This is a genomic window from Roseomonas sp. USHLN139 (assembly GCF_037145735.1).
Lineage (GTDB): Bacteria > Pseudomonadota > Alphaproteobacteria > Acetobacterales > Acetobacteraceae > Pseudoroseomonas.
In genome coordinates, this window is record NZ_JBBCWY010000009.1 from 82,295 (window position 1) to 96,640 (window position 14,346).

Sequence of the window (14,346 nt, forward strand, 5' to 3'; positions counted from 1 at the left end):
CCTGCTCCGGCCGTTCGGCCCCTCAGGCCGGGGCGTCCTGCGCCCCGCCTTCCAGGCACAGCGCCAGGAATTCCTCCGGCGCCATCGGCCGGCCCCAGAGCCAGCCCTGCACCTCGTGGCAGCCGATGCGGCGGGCCTGCTCCAGTTCTTCCTCGGTCTCGACGCCCTCGGCCACCAGGCGCAGGCCCAGCGCATTGGCCATGGCACCGATCGCCTGCAGGAAGGCGGTGCCGGCGGCGTCCCGCGCCGCGTCGCGGATGAAGACGCGGTCGATCTTCAGCTCGTCGATCGGCAGATGGCGCAGCCGCGACAGCGAGGAATAGCCGGTGCCGAAATCGTCGATGGCGACGGCGCAGCCCAGCCGCTGCAGCTCGCGCAGATTCTCGTCGAGCAGCCCAGGGCCGCCGATCAGCGCGCTTTCCGTCAGCTCGATGCCCAGCCGGTCGCCGGGCACGCCCTGCCGCGCCAGCCGGGCGGCGATCATCGCGGTCAGGTTGTGCCGGGCGAGCTGGGCGGGCGGGAAGTTCATCGACACCCGCTGGCCCGGCCGCAGGCGGGCGAGCAGTGGCATCACCTGGTCGAAGACGAATTCCGTCAGCGGCTGGATCAGCCCCGTCTCCTCCGCCAGAGGAACAAAATCATCGGGCGGAATCAGGCAACCATCCTCGCGGCGCCAGCGCACCAGGGCCTCGCCGCCGGTGAGCTGCCGCTGATTGGCGGTGAAGCGCGGCTGCACCTCGATGAACAGCCCGCCATGGTCCAGCGCGCGCCGCAGCCCCTGGGCGGTGGCGAAGCGGCGGGCGGCGGTGTTGCGCATGGCGCTGACGAAGCCGCGGATGCTGCCGGGAGCGCGGCGCTTGGCGTCCAACAGGGCGATCTCGGCGGCTTCCAGCAGGCCGTCGGGGCGCGTGTCGTCGAGTGGCGCCATGGCGATGCCGATGGTCACCGGCGGCAGGCGGAAACCGCTTTCGCCATGGCCTTCCGGCACCGCGCCCTCGACCGAGACGGCGATGCGGCCGGCCAGCACCTGGGCGCGCTCGGTCTCGGCCAGCTCGCGCATCAGCACGGCGAAGCGGTCATTGCCGAAGCGTGCCAACAGGCAGTCATGCGGCAGCACGTCGGCGATGCGGCGGGCGGCAGTGCGCAGCACCCGGTCGCCGGCGGCGAAGCCGATGGTGCCGTTCAGCGCGCTGAAATCCACCAGATCGACCAGCAGCAGGGTGGCGCGCGCGCCCGGCCGCTCCAGCAGCCGGCTGAGCTCCTCCTTCAGCCGGCGCTGGTTCGGCAGGCCGGTCAGCTCGTCATTATAGGCCAGCCGCTCGATGCGCTGCTGTGCCTCATGGATCGCGGTATTGTCGCGCAGCACGCCGATGAAATGGCGGACGCCGTCCAGCTCGACCTCGCTCAGGCTGAAATGCACGCGCAGCATCCGGCCGTCGCGGTGGCGGGCGAAGCTGTCCTGGGCGCTGCTGTCGACCGGGATCGGGCTGATGCGCAGGTAGCGCTGCAGGTAGTTGGCGTGCTCGCTGGCCTCCTGCGGGTTGCCGAGCTGGGCGACATGGCGGCCCTGCAGCTCCTCCGCCGTCCAGCCGAGGATGTCGACCACCTTGCGGTTGGCATAGACGATATGGCCGTGCTCGTCGGCCAGCACGATCCCCTCGGCGATGTTCTCCACCACGGTGCGGAAGCGGTGCTCGCTCTCCGAGACCCGCAGCATGGCATCCTGCAGCTCGGTGATGTCACGGCCGATGCCGTGGATCTCCACCATGCGGCCATGCGCGTCGAAGGCGGCGATATTGACCCAGTGGCGCCAGCCGGGCCGGCCATCCGGCCCCTGGTGCCGCAGGATATGGCTGAGCAGCGGCTCGGCCGGGGTCAGCCGGGCGAAGCGTGTCAGCAGGGCGGGGCGCTCGGCGGCCGGCACCAGGTCGGACAGCTGCTGGCCCAGCAGGTATTGCGGGCCGCGCCCGGCGGCGCGGGCATAGGCGGCGTTGACGAAGGTCAGCGCGGTGTCGGGCCGGCAGCGGTAGATCAGCGCTTCCTGCGCCAGGAAAGCGTCGATCACCAGCTGGCCGCCGGTCTGGTGCGCCATGCGGCGCCTGGCCATCTCGCCGGGGTCGATGCCGTAGCCGACCAGCAGCCGGGTGCCGCCGCGCGGGTCCGGCAGCGGCACCAGCGCCATGTCCCAGTCGCGCGGGCCGTCGGCATGCGGCAGGCAGGCTGTCAGATCGACGACGCAGCCGCCCTCCCAGGCAAAGCGCAACTGTTCCGTCAGCTGCAGCGCGAGATCGGGCTGGAACAGCTCCTCCGGACGGCGGCCGACCAGCTGCTCCGCCGGCCGGCCGGTGGCGGCCGCGAGCGCGGGATTGATCTGCAGGAAGCGAAAGCCGGCCGCGTCCCGGCTGGCCAGGAAAGCGGGCAGGGGGCATCGGGCCAGGAAGTGGTGCAGGTCCCCTGGGGACATGACGGTCGGTCGCTCGCTCAAGGCATGGGGCCGGGCAGGGCGGCGAGCCGAGCCCGGCAAGAAGGGGCAGGACGCGGGAGGGGGCCCGGGCGCCGGCCAGACGAAACGCACCCTGGCCAGCCGGAGCTTGGGCGGTGCCGTTGCGGCAGACCGCAGCGTGTCTCTATTCTGTCAATTCTTCGCCAGGTTTGACAAGCGATTGCAGGGGAAGACCGGTGAAAGTCTTCTGCCGCCACAAAAGAAAAATCTAATAAACCATTAAAAACAGGATCAAGTCAGGATACCGTTCCGCCTTCTCAATAGGCCCGGCACAAGGGGCATTACGGAAAAAAATACACCCTCTGGTTGATTGCGGATCCGGGGCCGATGGATCCGCAATTACCGGTTGCGGGCGCGTGTCAGAGTGGGCGATTCGCGCGCGCCAGCACGGCGTCGAACAGCACCTGGCAGCCCGCGGCGGCCTCCTCCGGCAGGATGCTCTCGGCCTCGTTGTGCGACAGCCCGTCCTTGCAGGGGGTGAAGATCATCGCCGTCGGCACGCTGCGCGCCACATAGACCGCGTCATGCCCGGCGCCGGAGACGATCTCCCGCGCCGCATAGCCCAGCCGGGCGGCACCCTGCCGCACCAGATCGACGCAGCTGGCATCGAAGGGCTGCATCGGGATGCGGAACAATTCCTTCAATTCCAGCGCGCAGCCATTGGCAGCGACCAGCGCGGCCGCCTCGTCGGGGAAGCTGCCGGCCAGGTGCTCGATCACCGCGTCGTCGGGATGGCGGAACTCGATGGAGAAGCGCACCTCGCCGGGGATGACGTTGCGGCTGTTGGGCAGCACATGCAGCTGGCCGACCGTGCCGCGGCCATCCTCGCCGCGCTGCCGCATCAGCGCATCGACCCGCTCGATCACCCGCGCCGCCGCCAGCAGGGCGTCGCGCCGGGCGGAGGGCGGCGTGGTGCCGGCATGGGCGTCCTGGCCGGTGATCACCGCATCGTACCAGACCTGGGCCTGGGCGCCGGTGACGATGCCGATCTGCTTGCCCTCGCGCTCCAGGATCGGGCCCTGCTCGATATGCAGCTCGAAATAGGCATCGGCCGGGAAGGGGCGCGCCGGGTGCTCGCCCTTGTAGCCGATCGCCTCCAGCGCATCGCCGACACTGACGCCGTCGACATCCTGCAGCCCGTAGACCTTCTCCAGCGTGTAGATGCCGGCCCAGGCGCCGCTGCCCATCAGCGAATGGCCGAAGCGGCTGCCTTCCTCATCGGTCCAGTTGACCAGCTCGATCGGCGCCTCGGTCTGGATGTTCAGGTCGTGCAGGGTGCGCATCACCTCGAGCCCGGCGATGACGCCGAGCGCGCCGTCGAACTTGCCGCCCGAGGGCTGGCTGTCCAGGTGGCTGCCCAGCAGCACCGGCTTGCGGGCGGGATCGCGGCCCTCGCGCCGGGCGAACATGTTGCCGATGGCGTCGACCCGGACGGTCAGACCGACCGCAGCGCACCAGGCGGCGAAGCGATCGCGGCCGGCCTTGTCGACCTCGGTCAGGGTCAGCCGCTTCACGCCGCCCTTGGGCGTGGCGCCGATCTCGGCCATGGCCATCAGGCTGTCCCAGAGGCGCTGCGCATCGATCCGCTGATTGGTGCCGGACATCGGAATTCCCTTGCGAGTTCGGTCGAGCATCTTGCCGCCCGGGCGTGGCTCTGCAAGCCTGCCTCGCCTGTTCCCCGGGAGACCTCGTCATGGCCCATGCCCTCGGCACGCCGCGCGCCGCCGCCATCCTGCGCAATTCCGACCTGGATGCCGATGCGGTGCGGCAGGCGCGCATCGACCTCGCCGCCTGCTTCCGCATGGCGGCGCGGCTCGGCCTGCACGAGGGCATCTGCAACCACCTCTCCGCCATGGTGCCGGGGCGCGACGACCTGTTCCTGGTCAACCCCTATGGCTGGGCCTTCGCCGAGGTGACCGCCTCCCGCCTGCTGGTCTGCGACTTCCACGGCAATGTGGTGGCCGGCGAGGGCGAGCCGGAGGCCACTGCCTTCTATATCCACGGCCGGCTGCACATGAAGAACCCGCGCGCCCGCGCCGCCTTCCACACCCACATGCCGAACGCGACCGCGCTGTCCATGCTGGAGGGGCCGCCGCTGGTCTGGGCCGGGCAGACCGCGCTGAAGTTCTACGGCCGCACCGTGGTCGACGAGGATTACAACGGCCTGGCGTTGGACGAGGCCGAGGGCGACCGCATCGCCGCCTCGATGGGCGATGCCGATATCGTCTTCATGAAGAACCATGGCGTCATGGTGGTCGGGCCGACCATCGCCGAGGCCTGGGACGACCTCTACTACCTGGAGCGCGCCTGCGAGGTGCAGCGCCTGGCGCTGGCCACCAACCGGCCGCTGAAGCCGGTGCCGGCCGAGCTGGCGCAGCGCACCTACGACCAGATGCGCGCCGGCGACAGCGAAAGCGCCCGCCTGCACCTGGAGAGCGTCAAGCGCATCCTGGCCCGCGAGGAGCCCGACTATCTCGACTGAGACCGCCGCGGCGGGCCGTCGCATCGGCTTCGCCTGCCTGGCCTTCACGGCGATCGGCTGGGGCATGACCTGGCCGGTGCTGAAGACGGTGATGCAGGAACTGCCGGCGCTGACCGCGCGCGGCCTGGGCGGGGTGATCGCGACGCTGGGCCTGGCGCTGGTGGTGGTGGCGCTGCGCCGGCCGCTGTCGGTGCCGCGCAGCGAATGGCCGGGCCTGCTGGTCGCCGCCCTGCTGAACTATGCCGCCTGGATGGGCTTCTCGACGCTCGGCCTGCGCATCCTCTCGGCCGGGGAGGGCGCGCTGGTCGCCTATACCATGCCGGTCTGGGCGGCGCTGCTGGCCTGGCCGGTGCTGGAGGAGCGGCCGACGCTGGCCCGGCTGGCGGCGCTCGGCATGGGCATGGGCGGGGTCGCGGTACTGATGAGCGGCCAGTCGCTTTCGGCCGGACTGGAGAAACTGCCGGGCGTGCTGCTGGTGCTGGCGGCGGCGTGCTGCTTCGCGCTGGGCGCGGTGCTGAGCAAGCGGCGGCCGCTGGTGCTGCACCCGCTGACCTCGGTGGTCTGGCAGGTGGGTCTCGGCAGCCTGCCGATCCTGGCCGGCGCCGCGCTGCTGGAGCGGCCCGACTGGGGCCAGGTCAGCGCGCTGAGCTGGAGCGGCGTGGTCTATATGGGGGCCGTGCCGCTGTCGCTCTGCTACCTGACCTGGTTCGCGGCGCTGCGGCGGCTGCCGGCCGGCACCGCGGCGATGGGCACGCTGCTGACCCCGATGGTCGGCATGCTGGCCAGCGCCGGCCTGCTGGGCGAGCCGCTCGGCTGGCGGCAGGGGCTGGCGCTGGCGCTGACCCTGGCCGGGGTGGTGCTGGCGCTGCGCGGCTGATGCGCGGCGCTGGCAATGGCCGCGGGAAGCGCCTAAGCCCCGCCGCATGACCGACAGCCCCGACGCCCTGGACCATGCTCCCGATCGCCCGCTGCTGCGCCTGCTGTCCGGGCGGGACCGCCGGGTGAAGGGGGGACACCCCTGGGCCTATTCCAACGAGATCGCCATGACGCCGGCGGCGCGCGCCCTGCCGGCCGGTACGCCGATCCGGCTGGAGGGCGATGACGGCGCCAAATACGGCACCTGGCTGTTCAACCCGCACAGCCTGATCGCCGCACGCTTCCTGTCCCCGCATCCGGGTGTCGTGCTGGACAAGCGCTTCTTCCGCGGCCGCCTGGCCGACTGCCTGGCGCTGCGCGACCGGCTGGTTGGCGCGCCCTACTACCGGCTGGTGCATGCCGAGGCCGACCGGCTGCCCGGGCTGGTGATCGACCGCTATGACGACGTGCTGGCGCTGCAGGCGAACAGCGCGGGGATGGAGCTGGCGACGCCGCTGCTGGTGGCGGCGCTGCGCGACCTGATCGGACCGCGCGCCATCGTCGCCCGCAACGATGCCGGCACCCGCAAGCTGGAAGGCCTGGCCACGGAAAGCCGCCTGCTGCTGGGCGAGGACGCCACGGCGCGGGTGAAGGAAGGCGGGCTGGACTTCTCCATCGACCTGCTGTCCGGCCAGAAGACCGGCTGGTTCTTCGACCAGCGCGACAACCGGCTGCGGGTGGCGGCGCTGAGCCGCGGCGCCACGGTGCTGGACGCCTTCTGCCACACCGGCGGCTTCGGGCTGCTGGCGGCGGCGGCGGGCGCGGCCCAGGTGACGCTGCTGGACCGCAGCGAGCACGCCCTGGCCCTGGCCATGGACACGGCGCAGCGGCATGGCTTCGGCGACCGGGTCTCGGCGGTGAAGGGCGAGGCGATGGAGACGCTGGAGCGGATGCTGGGCGAGGGGCAGCGCTTCGAGGTGGTGGTCGCCGACCCGCCGGCCTTCGCCAAGGCGCGCAAGGACCAGCCGGTGGCGATGAAGGCCTATGCGCGGCTGGCGCGGATGGCGGCCGGGCTGGTGGCGCCGGGCGGCATCCTGTTCATCGCCTCCTGCTCGCATCACGTCTCGCCGGGCGATTTCACCGATGCGGTGGCGCATGGGATCAGCCGGACGCGGCGTCCCGCGCGCCTGCTGGCGACGACCGGCGCCGGCCCCGACCATCCGGTGCATCCGCTGCTGCCCGAGAGCGCCTATCTGAAGGGGCTGCTGTTCCACCTCCCTGAATAAGACAGGAATAGAAGGGGGATTCGGGGGAATACCTTCCCCCGACCTTGCTTACTTGGCGGCCAGGATGAACAGCCGCCGGAAGGGCAGCAGCACGGTGCCATCCGCCTGCGCCGGGTAATGCGGCCGCAGCGCCTCGGCATAGTCCTGGAGGAAATCCGGCCGCGCCGCTGCCGGCAGCGCGTCGAGATAGGGCCGCAGGCTGGTGCCCATGGCCCATTGCACGACCGGGTCCGGCCCGGTCAGCTGGTGGACGTAGTCGGTGTACCAGAGCTCCAGCCGGCTGACGCGCGGCCGCAGCAGGTCGTAATAGCCGCCCATCTCCAGGATCGGCGGCGCCGAGCGGATGCCGCCCAGCCGGTCCGCCCAGGCTGTGCTGGCGGCGAGCGCGTCCTGCAGGGCGCGCAGCGGCGCGGCATGCATCGCCGGCATCTGCACCGCCAGCGTGCCGCCGGGCGCCACGGCGTCGAGCAGCCGCGGGAACAGCGCCGCATGGTCGGGCAGCCAGTGCAGCGCGGCATTGGTGAAGAGGACATCGACCGGCGCGGCCGGGGACCAGGTGGCGATATCGGCCTGCTCGGTCGGGAAGCCGCCGGCCGCGGCCTTGGCCAGCATGGCGGCCGAGCCGTCGACGCCGCGGATCTCGGCGCCGGGGAAGCGGGCGGCGAGCAGCGGCAGGGCATTGCCGGCGCCGCAGCCGAGATCGACGACGCGGGCGGGGCCCGGATGCTCGATGCGGGCGATCAGGTCGATGGCCGGGCGCAGCCGTTCATCGGCGAAGCGCAGATACTGCTCGGGGTTCCAGCTCGGATTGCCGCTCATCGCGGCAGGGTCCGGTCGAAATACCGCTTCACCAGCAGCAGCCCGTAGCCGACCCCGACCAGGAAGAGGCCGAAGCCGAGTTCCTGGGTGGTGACCAGGGTGATGTCGTCGCGCGCCAGCAGCAGGCCCATCACGGCCAGGATGCCGGCGCCCACCAGGCGCAGGACGTCGAGCAGAGGCATGATCCATCTCCCTCTTGCGGCCCGGGCCAGGGGCAGCCGGCCCGGCTGGATGGCGCCGCCGCGGAGGGCCGCGGCGGTGGAGCAGGGGCGACGCCGCGCCCCGGGTATCAAGGCACGCTCAGGCGGCGACCCAGCCGCCGTCGATCGACAGCGCCGAGCCGTTCACGCCGCCGCTGCCGGGGCCGCAGAGATAGAGTGCCATCTGCGCGACCTCGTCGACCTCGACCCAGCGCTTGCTCGGCTGCTTGGCCAGCAGGAAGTCCTTCAGCGCCACCTCCTCGCTGACGCCATGCTTCTCGGCGAGCGCCGCGACCTGCTTCTCGGCCAGCGGGGTGCGGACGAAGCCCGGGCAGATGGCGTTGCAGGTGACAGCAGTCTGCGCGATCTCGAGGGCGATCACCTTGGTCATGCCGACCACCCCATGCTTGGCGGCGACATAGGCCACCTTCTCCGGCGAGGCGACCAGGCCATGCGCCGAGGCGATGTTGATGATGCGGCCCCAGTTGCGCGCCTGCATGCCCGGCAGCACCGCCTTGCTGGCGTGGAAGTTGGAGGAGAGGTTGATGGCGATGATGGCATCCCACTTGGCGTCGGGGAAATCCTCCACCCGGCTGGTGAACTGGATGCCGGCATTGTTCACCAGGATGTCGACCTGGCCGAGCGCGGCCTCGGCCTCGGCGACCATGGCGCGCACCTGGGCCGGGTCGGAGAGGTCGGCGGCGGAATGCGGCGGCTCGGCGCCGCCCATCTCGGCGACGGACCGGCGGGCGGCGGCGATCTCCTCGGGCGAGCCGAAGCCGTTCAGCATCACCTTCGCGCCGGCGGCGGCCAGCAGCCGGGCGATGCCGAGCCCGATGCCGCTGGTGGAGCCGGTGACCAGGGCGGTGCGGCCCTTCAGACTCTGTTCCATGCGCAGTCTTCCTCGCTGAGGGTGGTCGGTCAGGGCAGGTGGCGCAGCCAGCCGGCGAGCGTCCTGGCCGAGGCGGCGGACAGCTTCCCCCCGAAGGGCGTGGCTGGATAGCTCGATCCGGCGCTGGACTGGGCTGCGCGCACCGCCGCCTCGGCGCGGTACGGCCCGGGCAGGGCGAGCCCGGCCAGCGCGTCGAGCGGCAGATCACGGCCGATCATCAGGCTGAGCAGCGGGGCGAGCTCCGCCGCGCCCTGGCCGAGGATGCCGGCGCCGAGCAGGCTGCCGCGCGCATCCACCACCAGCCGCACCAGGCCATCGGTGGCGCCCTCGGCGATGGCCTGGTCGTTGCCGGCGAAGGCCTGGCGCAGGATGCGGGGCTGATGGCCGGCGGCGCGCGCCTCGGCCTCGGTCAGGCCGATCTGCGCCAGGGCCGGGGTGGTGCCGATGAGGCGCGGGCTGGCGCGGCCGTCCAGCCGGGCCGGCAGGCGGAACAGCAGGCTGCGGGCGATCACCGCGGCATGGGCGGCGCTGGCCTGGCCGGGGCGCACCCCGTCGGGATCGGCGATGTCGCCGGCGGCCCAGATGCGGCGGTTGCTCGTGCTGCGCAGATCGGCGCCGGTGGCGATGCCGCGCGGCGTGGCGCGGATGCCGGCGGCGGCGAGGTCGAGCGGCGCCAGCCGCGGCGCCTGGCCGAGGGCGAAGAGCAAATGCGAGCCGGCGATGCGCGCGCCGCCCTGCACCACCGCGGCGAGGCCGGTCTCGGCCGCCGCCAGCGCCACGACCGGGCTGTTCTCCAGGATCTCGACGCCATCGGCCCGCAGCGCCGCGCGCAGCGGCTGGCGCAGCTCGGGCTCCTCCGACTCCAGCAGGTTGGGGCTGGGCACGATCAGGGTGACGCGGCAGCCGAGCCGGGCGAAGGCCTGCGCCAGCTCGACGCCGCGCGCCGTGCCGCCGAGCACCAGCAGATGCGACGGCGGCGCCTCGAGGCTGAGCAGGGATTCCTCGGTCAGCCAGGGCAGGCCGACCATGCCGGGCAGGTCCGGCAGCACGGGGGCGGTGCCGGCGGCGATGACGGCGCGGCGGAAGCTGTGCACGCGGCCGGCCGCCTCCAGCCTGTCGGGGCCGGTGAAATGCGCCGAGGCCTCGATCAGCGTGACACCCTGCCGCTGCAGCGCGGCGGCGGAAGCCGGCGGCGCGGCCTCGGCCACGGCGCGGCGGAGATGCGCCTGCAGCGCCGCCCAGTCGACCGAGACCGGGCCGGTCGAGAGGCCGAAGCGCCCCGCCTCGCGCAGGGCGGCGGCCCGCTGCGCGGCGGCGAGCAGGGCGGCGACCGCGATGGCGCCGCCCTGCGGAGAGGAATCGGCCGGGGCCTTGCGCTCGAACAGCGCCACCTTGAGGCCGAGCGCGGCGGCCTGGGCTGCCACCGAGAGGCCGGCCGCGCCGGCCCCGATGATCGCCAGGTCGTGGTCAGGCATCGGATCGCATTCCTCTTCCGCGCGGGAGGGCAGGATGCCCGGGCCAGCGCCCCGCGCCAGCGCGCCGCCCCGCCGGTCCTGCGATTCGAGGCGCCTTCGGCCCTCGGGCGAGGTGGAAGACAGGGGGCAGGGACCTGGCGCGGCACAAATGGGGCGACATGAGCGCGGCCGGAAGGGCGAAACGCCAGGCTGCCACGGGTTTTGCGGCAGAAAAGCCGGATGCAGGCCGGCCTGGGCCGCCGCCATGCCGTCTGCGGTTGACGGGGGGGGAGGCGGCTCCCTATACGTCGCCACCTTCGCCGGACCTGCTTGCAGGCAGTCCGGCCTGTGCCGTGGCGATTCCTGGTTCGGGAGCGACGCGGTCCCGATCTCGATCTTACGGAGTAGCGCGTCGTGAAGCGTACTTATCAGCCGTCCAAGCTCGTCCGGAAGCGCCGGCATGGTTTCCGCGCCCGCATGGAGACGGTCGGTGGCCGCAATGTCATCGCCAACCGTCGCTCCAAGGGCCGCAAGAAGCTCTCCGCCTGAGCTCCGGCCGGGTCCGGTCTCCGGCACCGCGTGCTGCATGGCCTCGCCGCCTCGCCTGAAGCGGCGGCGCGAATTCCTTCGCGTCGCCGGCAAGGGTAGCCGCGCCGCAAGGCCGAGCCTGGTGTTGCAGGCCCTGCCGGGAACGGCGGGGCCGCTGCGCGTTGGCTTCACCGCGACCAAGAAGCTGGGCAATGCCGTGGTGCGCAACCGCACCAAGCGGCGCCTGCGCGAGGCGGCCCGGCTGTTGCTGGGCCAGGGCGCGCCGGAAGGCTGGGACCTGGTCCTGGTCGGCCGCGAAGGCACCGCCGGCCGGCCCTTCGACCTGCTGCAGGCCGATCTGCGGGGCGCCTTGCGGCAGGCGGGCGTGCTGCCCGGCGGCAAGCCGCGGCGCGACGCGCCGGCCGAGGCCGAGGCGCCTGTCCCGGCGGCGGCCGACGGCCCGAGCGGGACATGAAGGCCGGGCGATGAACCGGCTGCGGCGCGGTTTCCGCTCCGATCCGGGCGCCTGGTTGCTGAAAGGCGCGGTGCGCGGCTATCAGCTGACCCTGCGCGGGGTGATCGGCAGCCATTGCCGCTTCTACCCGCATTGCAGCGCCTATGCGATCGAGGCGCTGGACGAGCATGGCGCGGCCCGGGGTTCCTGGCTGACCGCGCGGCGCCTCCTCCGCTGCCATCCCTGGCATCCCGGCGGCTACGATCCCGTGCCCGCCGCGACGCCTGGCGTGGTGGCGCCGCATGATTCCTCCGAGGCGCCCGCTGCGGCGTCCTCCCCTTGCCCGCCGCCTCGTGCGGTGGCCCACACCAAGGCCTGACGGCACGGATCCGATGGACCAGAAGCGACTCCTCGCCGCGATTGCGATTTCGATCGGCATCCTGCTGGCTTTCGACCTTTGGAAGCGGGAGACCACCCCGCCGGCCCCGGCGCCGGCCGCGGTCAGCCAACAGGCGCCCGCCGCGCCGGCGGCGCCGAATGCGGCGGTGACCCCCGCCAATCCGGGCAGCACCGACGCGGCGGTGGCCGCCCAGGCCAACCGCCCGGCGCCGCAGCGCCTGCAGATCGACAGCCCGCGCCTGTCCGGCAGCCTGCTGCTGCGCGGCGCCCGGCTGGATGACCTGGTGCTGAAGGACTACCGCGAGACAGTGGCCGCTGATTCGCCGCAGGTGCGCATGTTCGCGCCGCGCGAGGAGCTGCAGCCCTATTTCGCGCAGTGGGGCTGGTCCTCGGCCGATGGCCGCACCCGTGTCCCCGACAGCGAGACCGACTGGACCGCCAGTGGCGGGCCGCTGGGTCCGGACAGCCCGGTGACGCTGTCCTGGGACAACGGCCAGGGCCAGGTCTTCCAGATCCTCGTCAGCCTCGACCGCAACTACATGTTCCAGGTCGAGCAGAAGGTGGTGAACAACGGCGCCGAGGCGGTGCAGGTGCTGCCCTGGACCCGCGTCCGCCGCGAGCGCACGCCGCATGTGGCCGGCTTCTACATCCTGCATGAGGGCTTCGTCGGCGTGCTGAACGGCCGCCTGAACGAGCAGACCTACAGCCATGCCAAGGATGAGGCCGCCAAGGCCGCCGGCGTCGCGCTGACCCAGGAGACCGGCGGCGGCTGGGCCGGCTTCACCGACAAGTACTGGCTGACGGCGATCAGCCCGGTCGATGCGGCGCAGCCGCTGAAGACCGCCTGGCGCCATGTCGCCGAGGGCGGCCAGGACCGCTGGCAGGTCGACTTCACCACGCCGGCCCCGCAGTCGGTCGGCGCCGGCGGCAATGGCGTGATGGCCACCCGGCTGTTCGCCGGCGCCAAGGAAGTGCATCTGCTTGATGCCTACCGCGACAACCTCGGCATCACCGACTTCGACAAGGCGATCGACTTCGGCTGGTTCTACTTCCTGACCAAGCCGTTCTTCTACGCGCTCGACTTCCTGTTCAAGCTGCTCGGCAATTTCGGCATCGCCATCCTGCTGTTCACGGTGGCGCTGAAGCTCGCCTTCTTCCCGCTGGCGAACAAGGCCTACAAGTCGATGGCGCGGATGAAGGTCCTGACGCCGAAGATGACCGAGATCCGCGAGCGCTATAAGGACGATCCGTCCAAGGCGCAGGCGGAGATGATGGCGCTGTACCGGACGGAGAAGGTCAACCCGGCCTCGGGCTGTCTGCCCATGCTGATCCAGATCCCGGTGTTCTTCGCGCTCTACAAGGTGCTGTTCGTCACCATCGAGATGCGGCACGCGCCGTTCTTCGGCTGGATCCGCGACCTGTCGGCGCCCGACCCGACCAACCTGTTCAACCTCTTCGGCCTGATCCCCTGGGAGCCGCCGGCGATGCTGCACATGCCGGTCTGGGCGCTGATCATGGGCCTGACCATGTTCTTCCAGCAGAAGCTGAACCCGGCGCCGGCCGACCCGATCCAGGCCAAGCTGTTCACCTTCATGCCGATCATCTTCACCTTCATGCTGGCCAGCTTCCCGGCCGGCCTGGTGATCTACTGGTCCTGGAACAACCTGCTCTCGATCGGCCAGCAGGCCTATATCATGCGCCACGAGCGTGAGGCCCGGAAGCGCGAGAAGGCGGCCGGCAAGCTGCCGGCGAAGGCCAAGGGATGAGCGGGGGCCTGCTCGACGCGCGCGACGAGGGCGAGCGCGCGGCGCTGATCGAGGAGGGGCGGCTGCTGTTCTGCCGCCCCTGCGACTTCTACTACGCCGCCCAGAAGCTGGAGCAGCTGCCGCCTTCCGAACTGCCGGAGGTGGCCTTCTGCGGCCGCTCCAACGTCGGCAAGTCGTCGCTGGTCAATGCACTGACCGGGCAGACCGCCCTGGCGCGCGTCTCCAGCACGCCGGGCCGCACCAAGCAGCTGAACTTCTTCAACCTGGGCGGTCGCCTGGCGCTGGTCGACATGCCCGGCTACGGCTACGCCCAGGCCGCCAAGAGCGTGAAGGAGGACTGGCAGGGGTTGATGTTCGACTTCCTGCGCGGCCGGCCGAACCTGCGCCGCGTCGTCCTGCTGATGGATGCGCGGATCGAGACCAAGGCCAGCGACCTGGCCGCGATGAAGCTGCTGAGCGACGCCGCGGTGATCTTCCAGATCGTGCTGACCAAGGCGGACGACGTGAAGCCCGGTCCCCTGGCGCGCCGCCAGGAAGAGGTGCAGGCGCTGATCCGCAAGAACACCGCTGCCCACCCGCTGCTGATCACCACCAGCAGCCGCAGCGGCGACGGCATGGCCGAGCTCCGCGCCGAGCTGGCGGCCCTGGCCGAGCCGGCCTCGCCGCCGGGTGCGTGAACCGGCGGGCGGCGGGCCGTCATCGGCCCGC

At 71.8% G+C, this 14,346-nt stretch carries 13 protein-coding genes and 1 pseudogene; 8 read left to right on the plus strand and 6 right to left on the minus strand.

The features are described from left to right. Nucleotides 1-22: 22 nt before the first annotated feature. Nucleotides 23-2,464: a sensor domain-containing protein gene (locus WFI16_RS21700; protein ID WP_419899944.1), complete on the minus strand. Its 2,442-nt coding sequence runs from the start codon at nucleotides 2,462-2,464 to the stop codon at nucleotides 23-25. Between the two features lie 398 nt (nucleotides 2,465-2,862). Beyond that, nucleotides 2,863-4,107: a Zn-dependent hydrolase gene (locus WFI16_RS21705; RefSeq protein WP_419899945.1), complete on the minus strand. Its 1,245-nt coding sequence runs from the start codon at nucleotides 4,105-4,107 to the stop codon at nucleotides 2,863-2,865. Nucleotides 4,108-4,196: 89 nt separating this feature from the next. Between WFI16_RS21705 and WFI16_RS21710 the strand changes: the two genes are divergently transcribed. From WFI16_RS21710 to WFI16_RS21720, 3 genes are read left to right on the plus strand one after another with little or no spacing between them, the layout of a single operon-like run. Next, nucleotides 4,197-4,985 (plus strand): aldolase, encoded by a 789-nt coding sequence (locus WFI16_RS21710; RefSeq protein WP_419899946.1) that lies wholly within the window; start codon nucleotides 4,197-4,199, stop codon nucleotides 4,983-4,985. 37 nt (nucleotides 4,986-5,022) lie between these two features. After that, nucleotides 5,023-5,862: a DMT family transporter gene (locus WFI16_RS21715; protein WP_419900002.1), complete on the plus strand. Its 840-nt coding sequence runs from the start codon at nucleotides 5,023-5,025 to the stop codon at nucleotides 5,860-5,862. 46 nt (nucleotides 5,863-5,908) lie between these two features. Further along, a complete protein-coding gene (locus WFI16_RS21720) occupies nucleotides 5,909-7,126 on the plus strand; it encodes a class I SAM-dependent rRNA methyltransferase (RefSeq protein ID WP_419899947.1) in 1,218 nt (405 codons plus the stop codon). Nucleotides 7,127-7,174: 48 nt separating this feature from the next. On the opposite strand, the gene WFI16_RS21725 is transcribed toward WFI16_RS21720, so the two are convergent. The 4 genes from WFI16_RS21725 to WFI16_RS21740 all read right to left on the minus strand — a co-directional run bounded on the left by WFI16_RS21725 (nucleotide 7,175) and on the right by WFI16_RS21740 (nucleotide 10,512). Then, nucleotides 7,175-7,945 (minus strand): methyltransferase domain-containing protein, encoded by a 771-nt coding sequence (locus WFI16_RS21725; protein ID WP_419899948.1) that lies wholly within the window; start codon nucleotides 7,943-7,945, stop codon nucleotides 7,175-7,177. Next, entirely contained in the window at nucleotides 7,942-8,127 is a 186-nt protein-coding gene (locus tag WFI16_RS21730; RefSeq protein ID WP_419899949.1) for a hypothetical protein, read from the minus strand. Before WFI16_RS21730 ends, WFI16_RS21725 begins: the two co-directional genes overlap by 4 nt. A gap of 118 nt (nucleotides 8,128-8,245) precedes the next feature. Continuing rightward, nucleotides 8,246-9,037, minus strand: coding sequence for a 3-hydroxybutyrate dehydrogenase (locus tag WFI16_RS21735; RefSeq protein ID WP_419899950.1), 792 nt, complete (start codon nucleotides 9,035-9,037; stop codon nucleotides 8,246-8,248). A 29-nt stretch (nucleotides 9,038-9,066) separates the two neighbouring features. Next, nucleotides 9,067-10,512, minus strand: coding sequence for a dihydrolipoyl dehydrogenase family protein (locus WFI16_RS21740; RefSeq protein ID WP_419899951.1), 1,446 nt, complete (start codon nucleotides 10,510-10,512; stop codon nucleotides 9,067-9,069). Nucleotides 10,513-10,905: 393 nt separating this feature from the next. Here WFI16_RS21740 and rpmH point away from each other — a divergent pair, with 393 nt between their 5' ends. The 5 genes and pseudogenes from rpmH (at nucleotide 10,906) to yihA (ending at nucleotide 14,315) form a co-directional block, all read left to right on the plus strand. Further along, nucleotides 10,906-11,040, plus strand: a complete 135-nt coding sequence (rpmH, locus tag WFI16_RS21745; protein ID WP_159348956.1) for a 50S ribosomal protein L34 — start codon at nucleotides 10,906-10,908, stop codon at nucleotides 11,038-11,040. A 37-nt stretch (nucleotides 11,041-11,077) separates the two neighbouring features. Beyond that, entirely contained in the window at nucleotides 11,078-11,494 is a 417-nt protein-coding gene (rnpA, locus tag WFI16_RS21750; RefSeq protein ID WP_419899952.1) for a ribonuclease P protein component, read from the plus strand. Between the two features lie 10 nt (nucleotides 11,495-11,504). Further along, nucleotides 11,505-11,753, plus strand: a pseudogene (gene yidD, locus WFI16_RS21755) (membrane protein insertion efficiency factor YidD); the annotation flags it as partial. Nucleotides 11,754-11,865: 112 nt separating this feature from the next. Further along, nucleotides 11,866-13,638: a membrane protein insertase YidC gene (yidC, locus tag WFI16_RS21760; protein ID WP_419899954.1), complete on the plus strand. Its 1,773-nt coding sequence runs from the start codon at nucleotides 11,866-11,868 to the stop codon at nucleotides 13,636-13,638. Then, a complete protein-coding gene (gene yihA, locus WFI16_RS21765; protein ID WP_419899955.1) occupies nucleotides 13,635-14,315 on the plus strand; it encodes a ribosome biogenesis GTP-binding protein YihA/YsxC in 681 nt (226 codons plus the stop codon). Before yidC ends, yihA begins: the two co-directional genes overlap by 4 nt. The last annotated feature ends 31 nt before the right edge of the window (nucleotides 14,316-14,346 follow it).

Bases quoted from the DNA above. Each gene is read 5' to 3' on its own strand.
- WFI16_RS21720 (WP_419899947.1), top strand. From the start codon at position 5,909: ATGACCGACAGCCCCGACGCCCTGGACCATGCTCCCGATCGCCCGCTG.
- WFI16_RS21740 (WP_419899951.1), bottom strand. From the start codon at position 10,512: ATGCCTGACCACGACCTGGCGATCATCGGGGCCGGCGCGGCCGGCCTC.
- WFI16_RS21705 (WP_419899945.1), bottom strand. From the start codon at position 4,107: ATGTCCGGCACCAATCAGCGGATCGATGCGCAGCGCCTCTGGGACAGC.
- yidC (WP_419899954.1), top strand. From the start codon at position 11,866: ATGGACCAGAAGCGACTCCTCGCCGCGATTGCGATTTCGATCGGCATC.
- rnpA (WP_419899952.1), top strand. From the start codon at position 11,078: ATGGCCTCGCCGCCTCGCCTGAAGCGGCGGCGCGAATTCCTTCGCGTC.
- yihA (WP_419899955.1), top strand. From the start codon at position 13,635: ATGAGCGGGGGCCTGCTCGACGCGCGCGACGAGGGCGAGCGCGCGGCG.
- WFI16_RS21700 (WP_419899944.1), bottom strand. From the start codon at position 2,464: ATGTCCCCAGGGGACCTGCACCACTTCCTGGCCCGATGCCCCCTGCCC.
- WFI16_RS21710 (WP_419899946.1), top strand. From the start codon at position 4,197: ATGGCCCATGCCCTCGGCACGCCGCGCGCCGCCGCCATCCTGCGCAAT.
- WFI16_RS21730 (WP_419899949.1), bottom strand. From the start codon at position 8,127: ATGCCTCTGCTCGACGTCCTGCGCCTGGTGGGCGCCGGCATCCTGGCC.
- WFI16_RS21735 (WP_419899950.1), bottom strand. From the start codon at position 9,037: ATGGAACAGAGTCTGAAGGGCCGCACCGCCCTGGTCACCGGCTCCACC.
- WFI16_RS21725 (WP_419899948.1), bottom strand. From the start codon at position 7,945: ATGAGCGGCAATCCGAGCTGGAACCCCGAGCAGTATCTGCGCTTCGCC.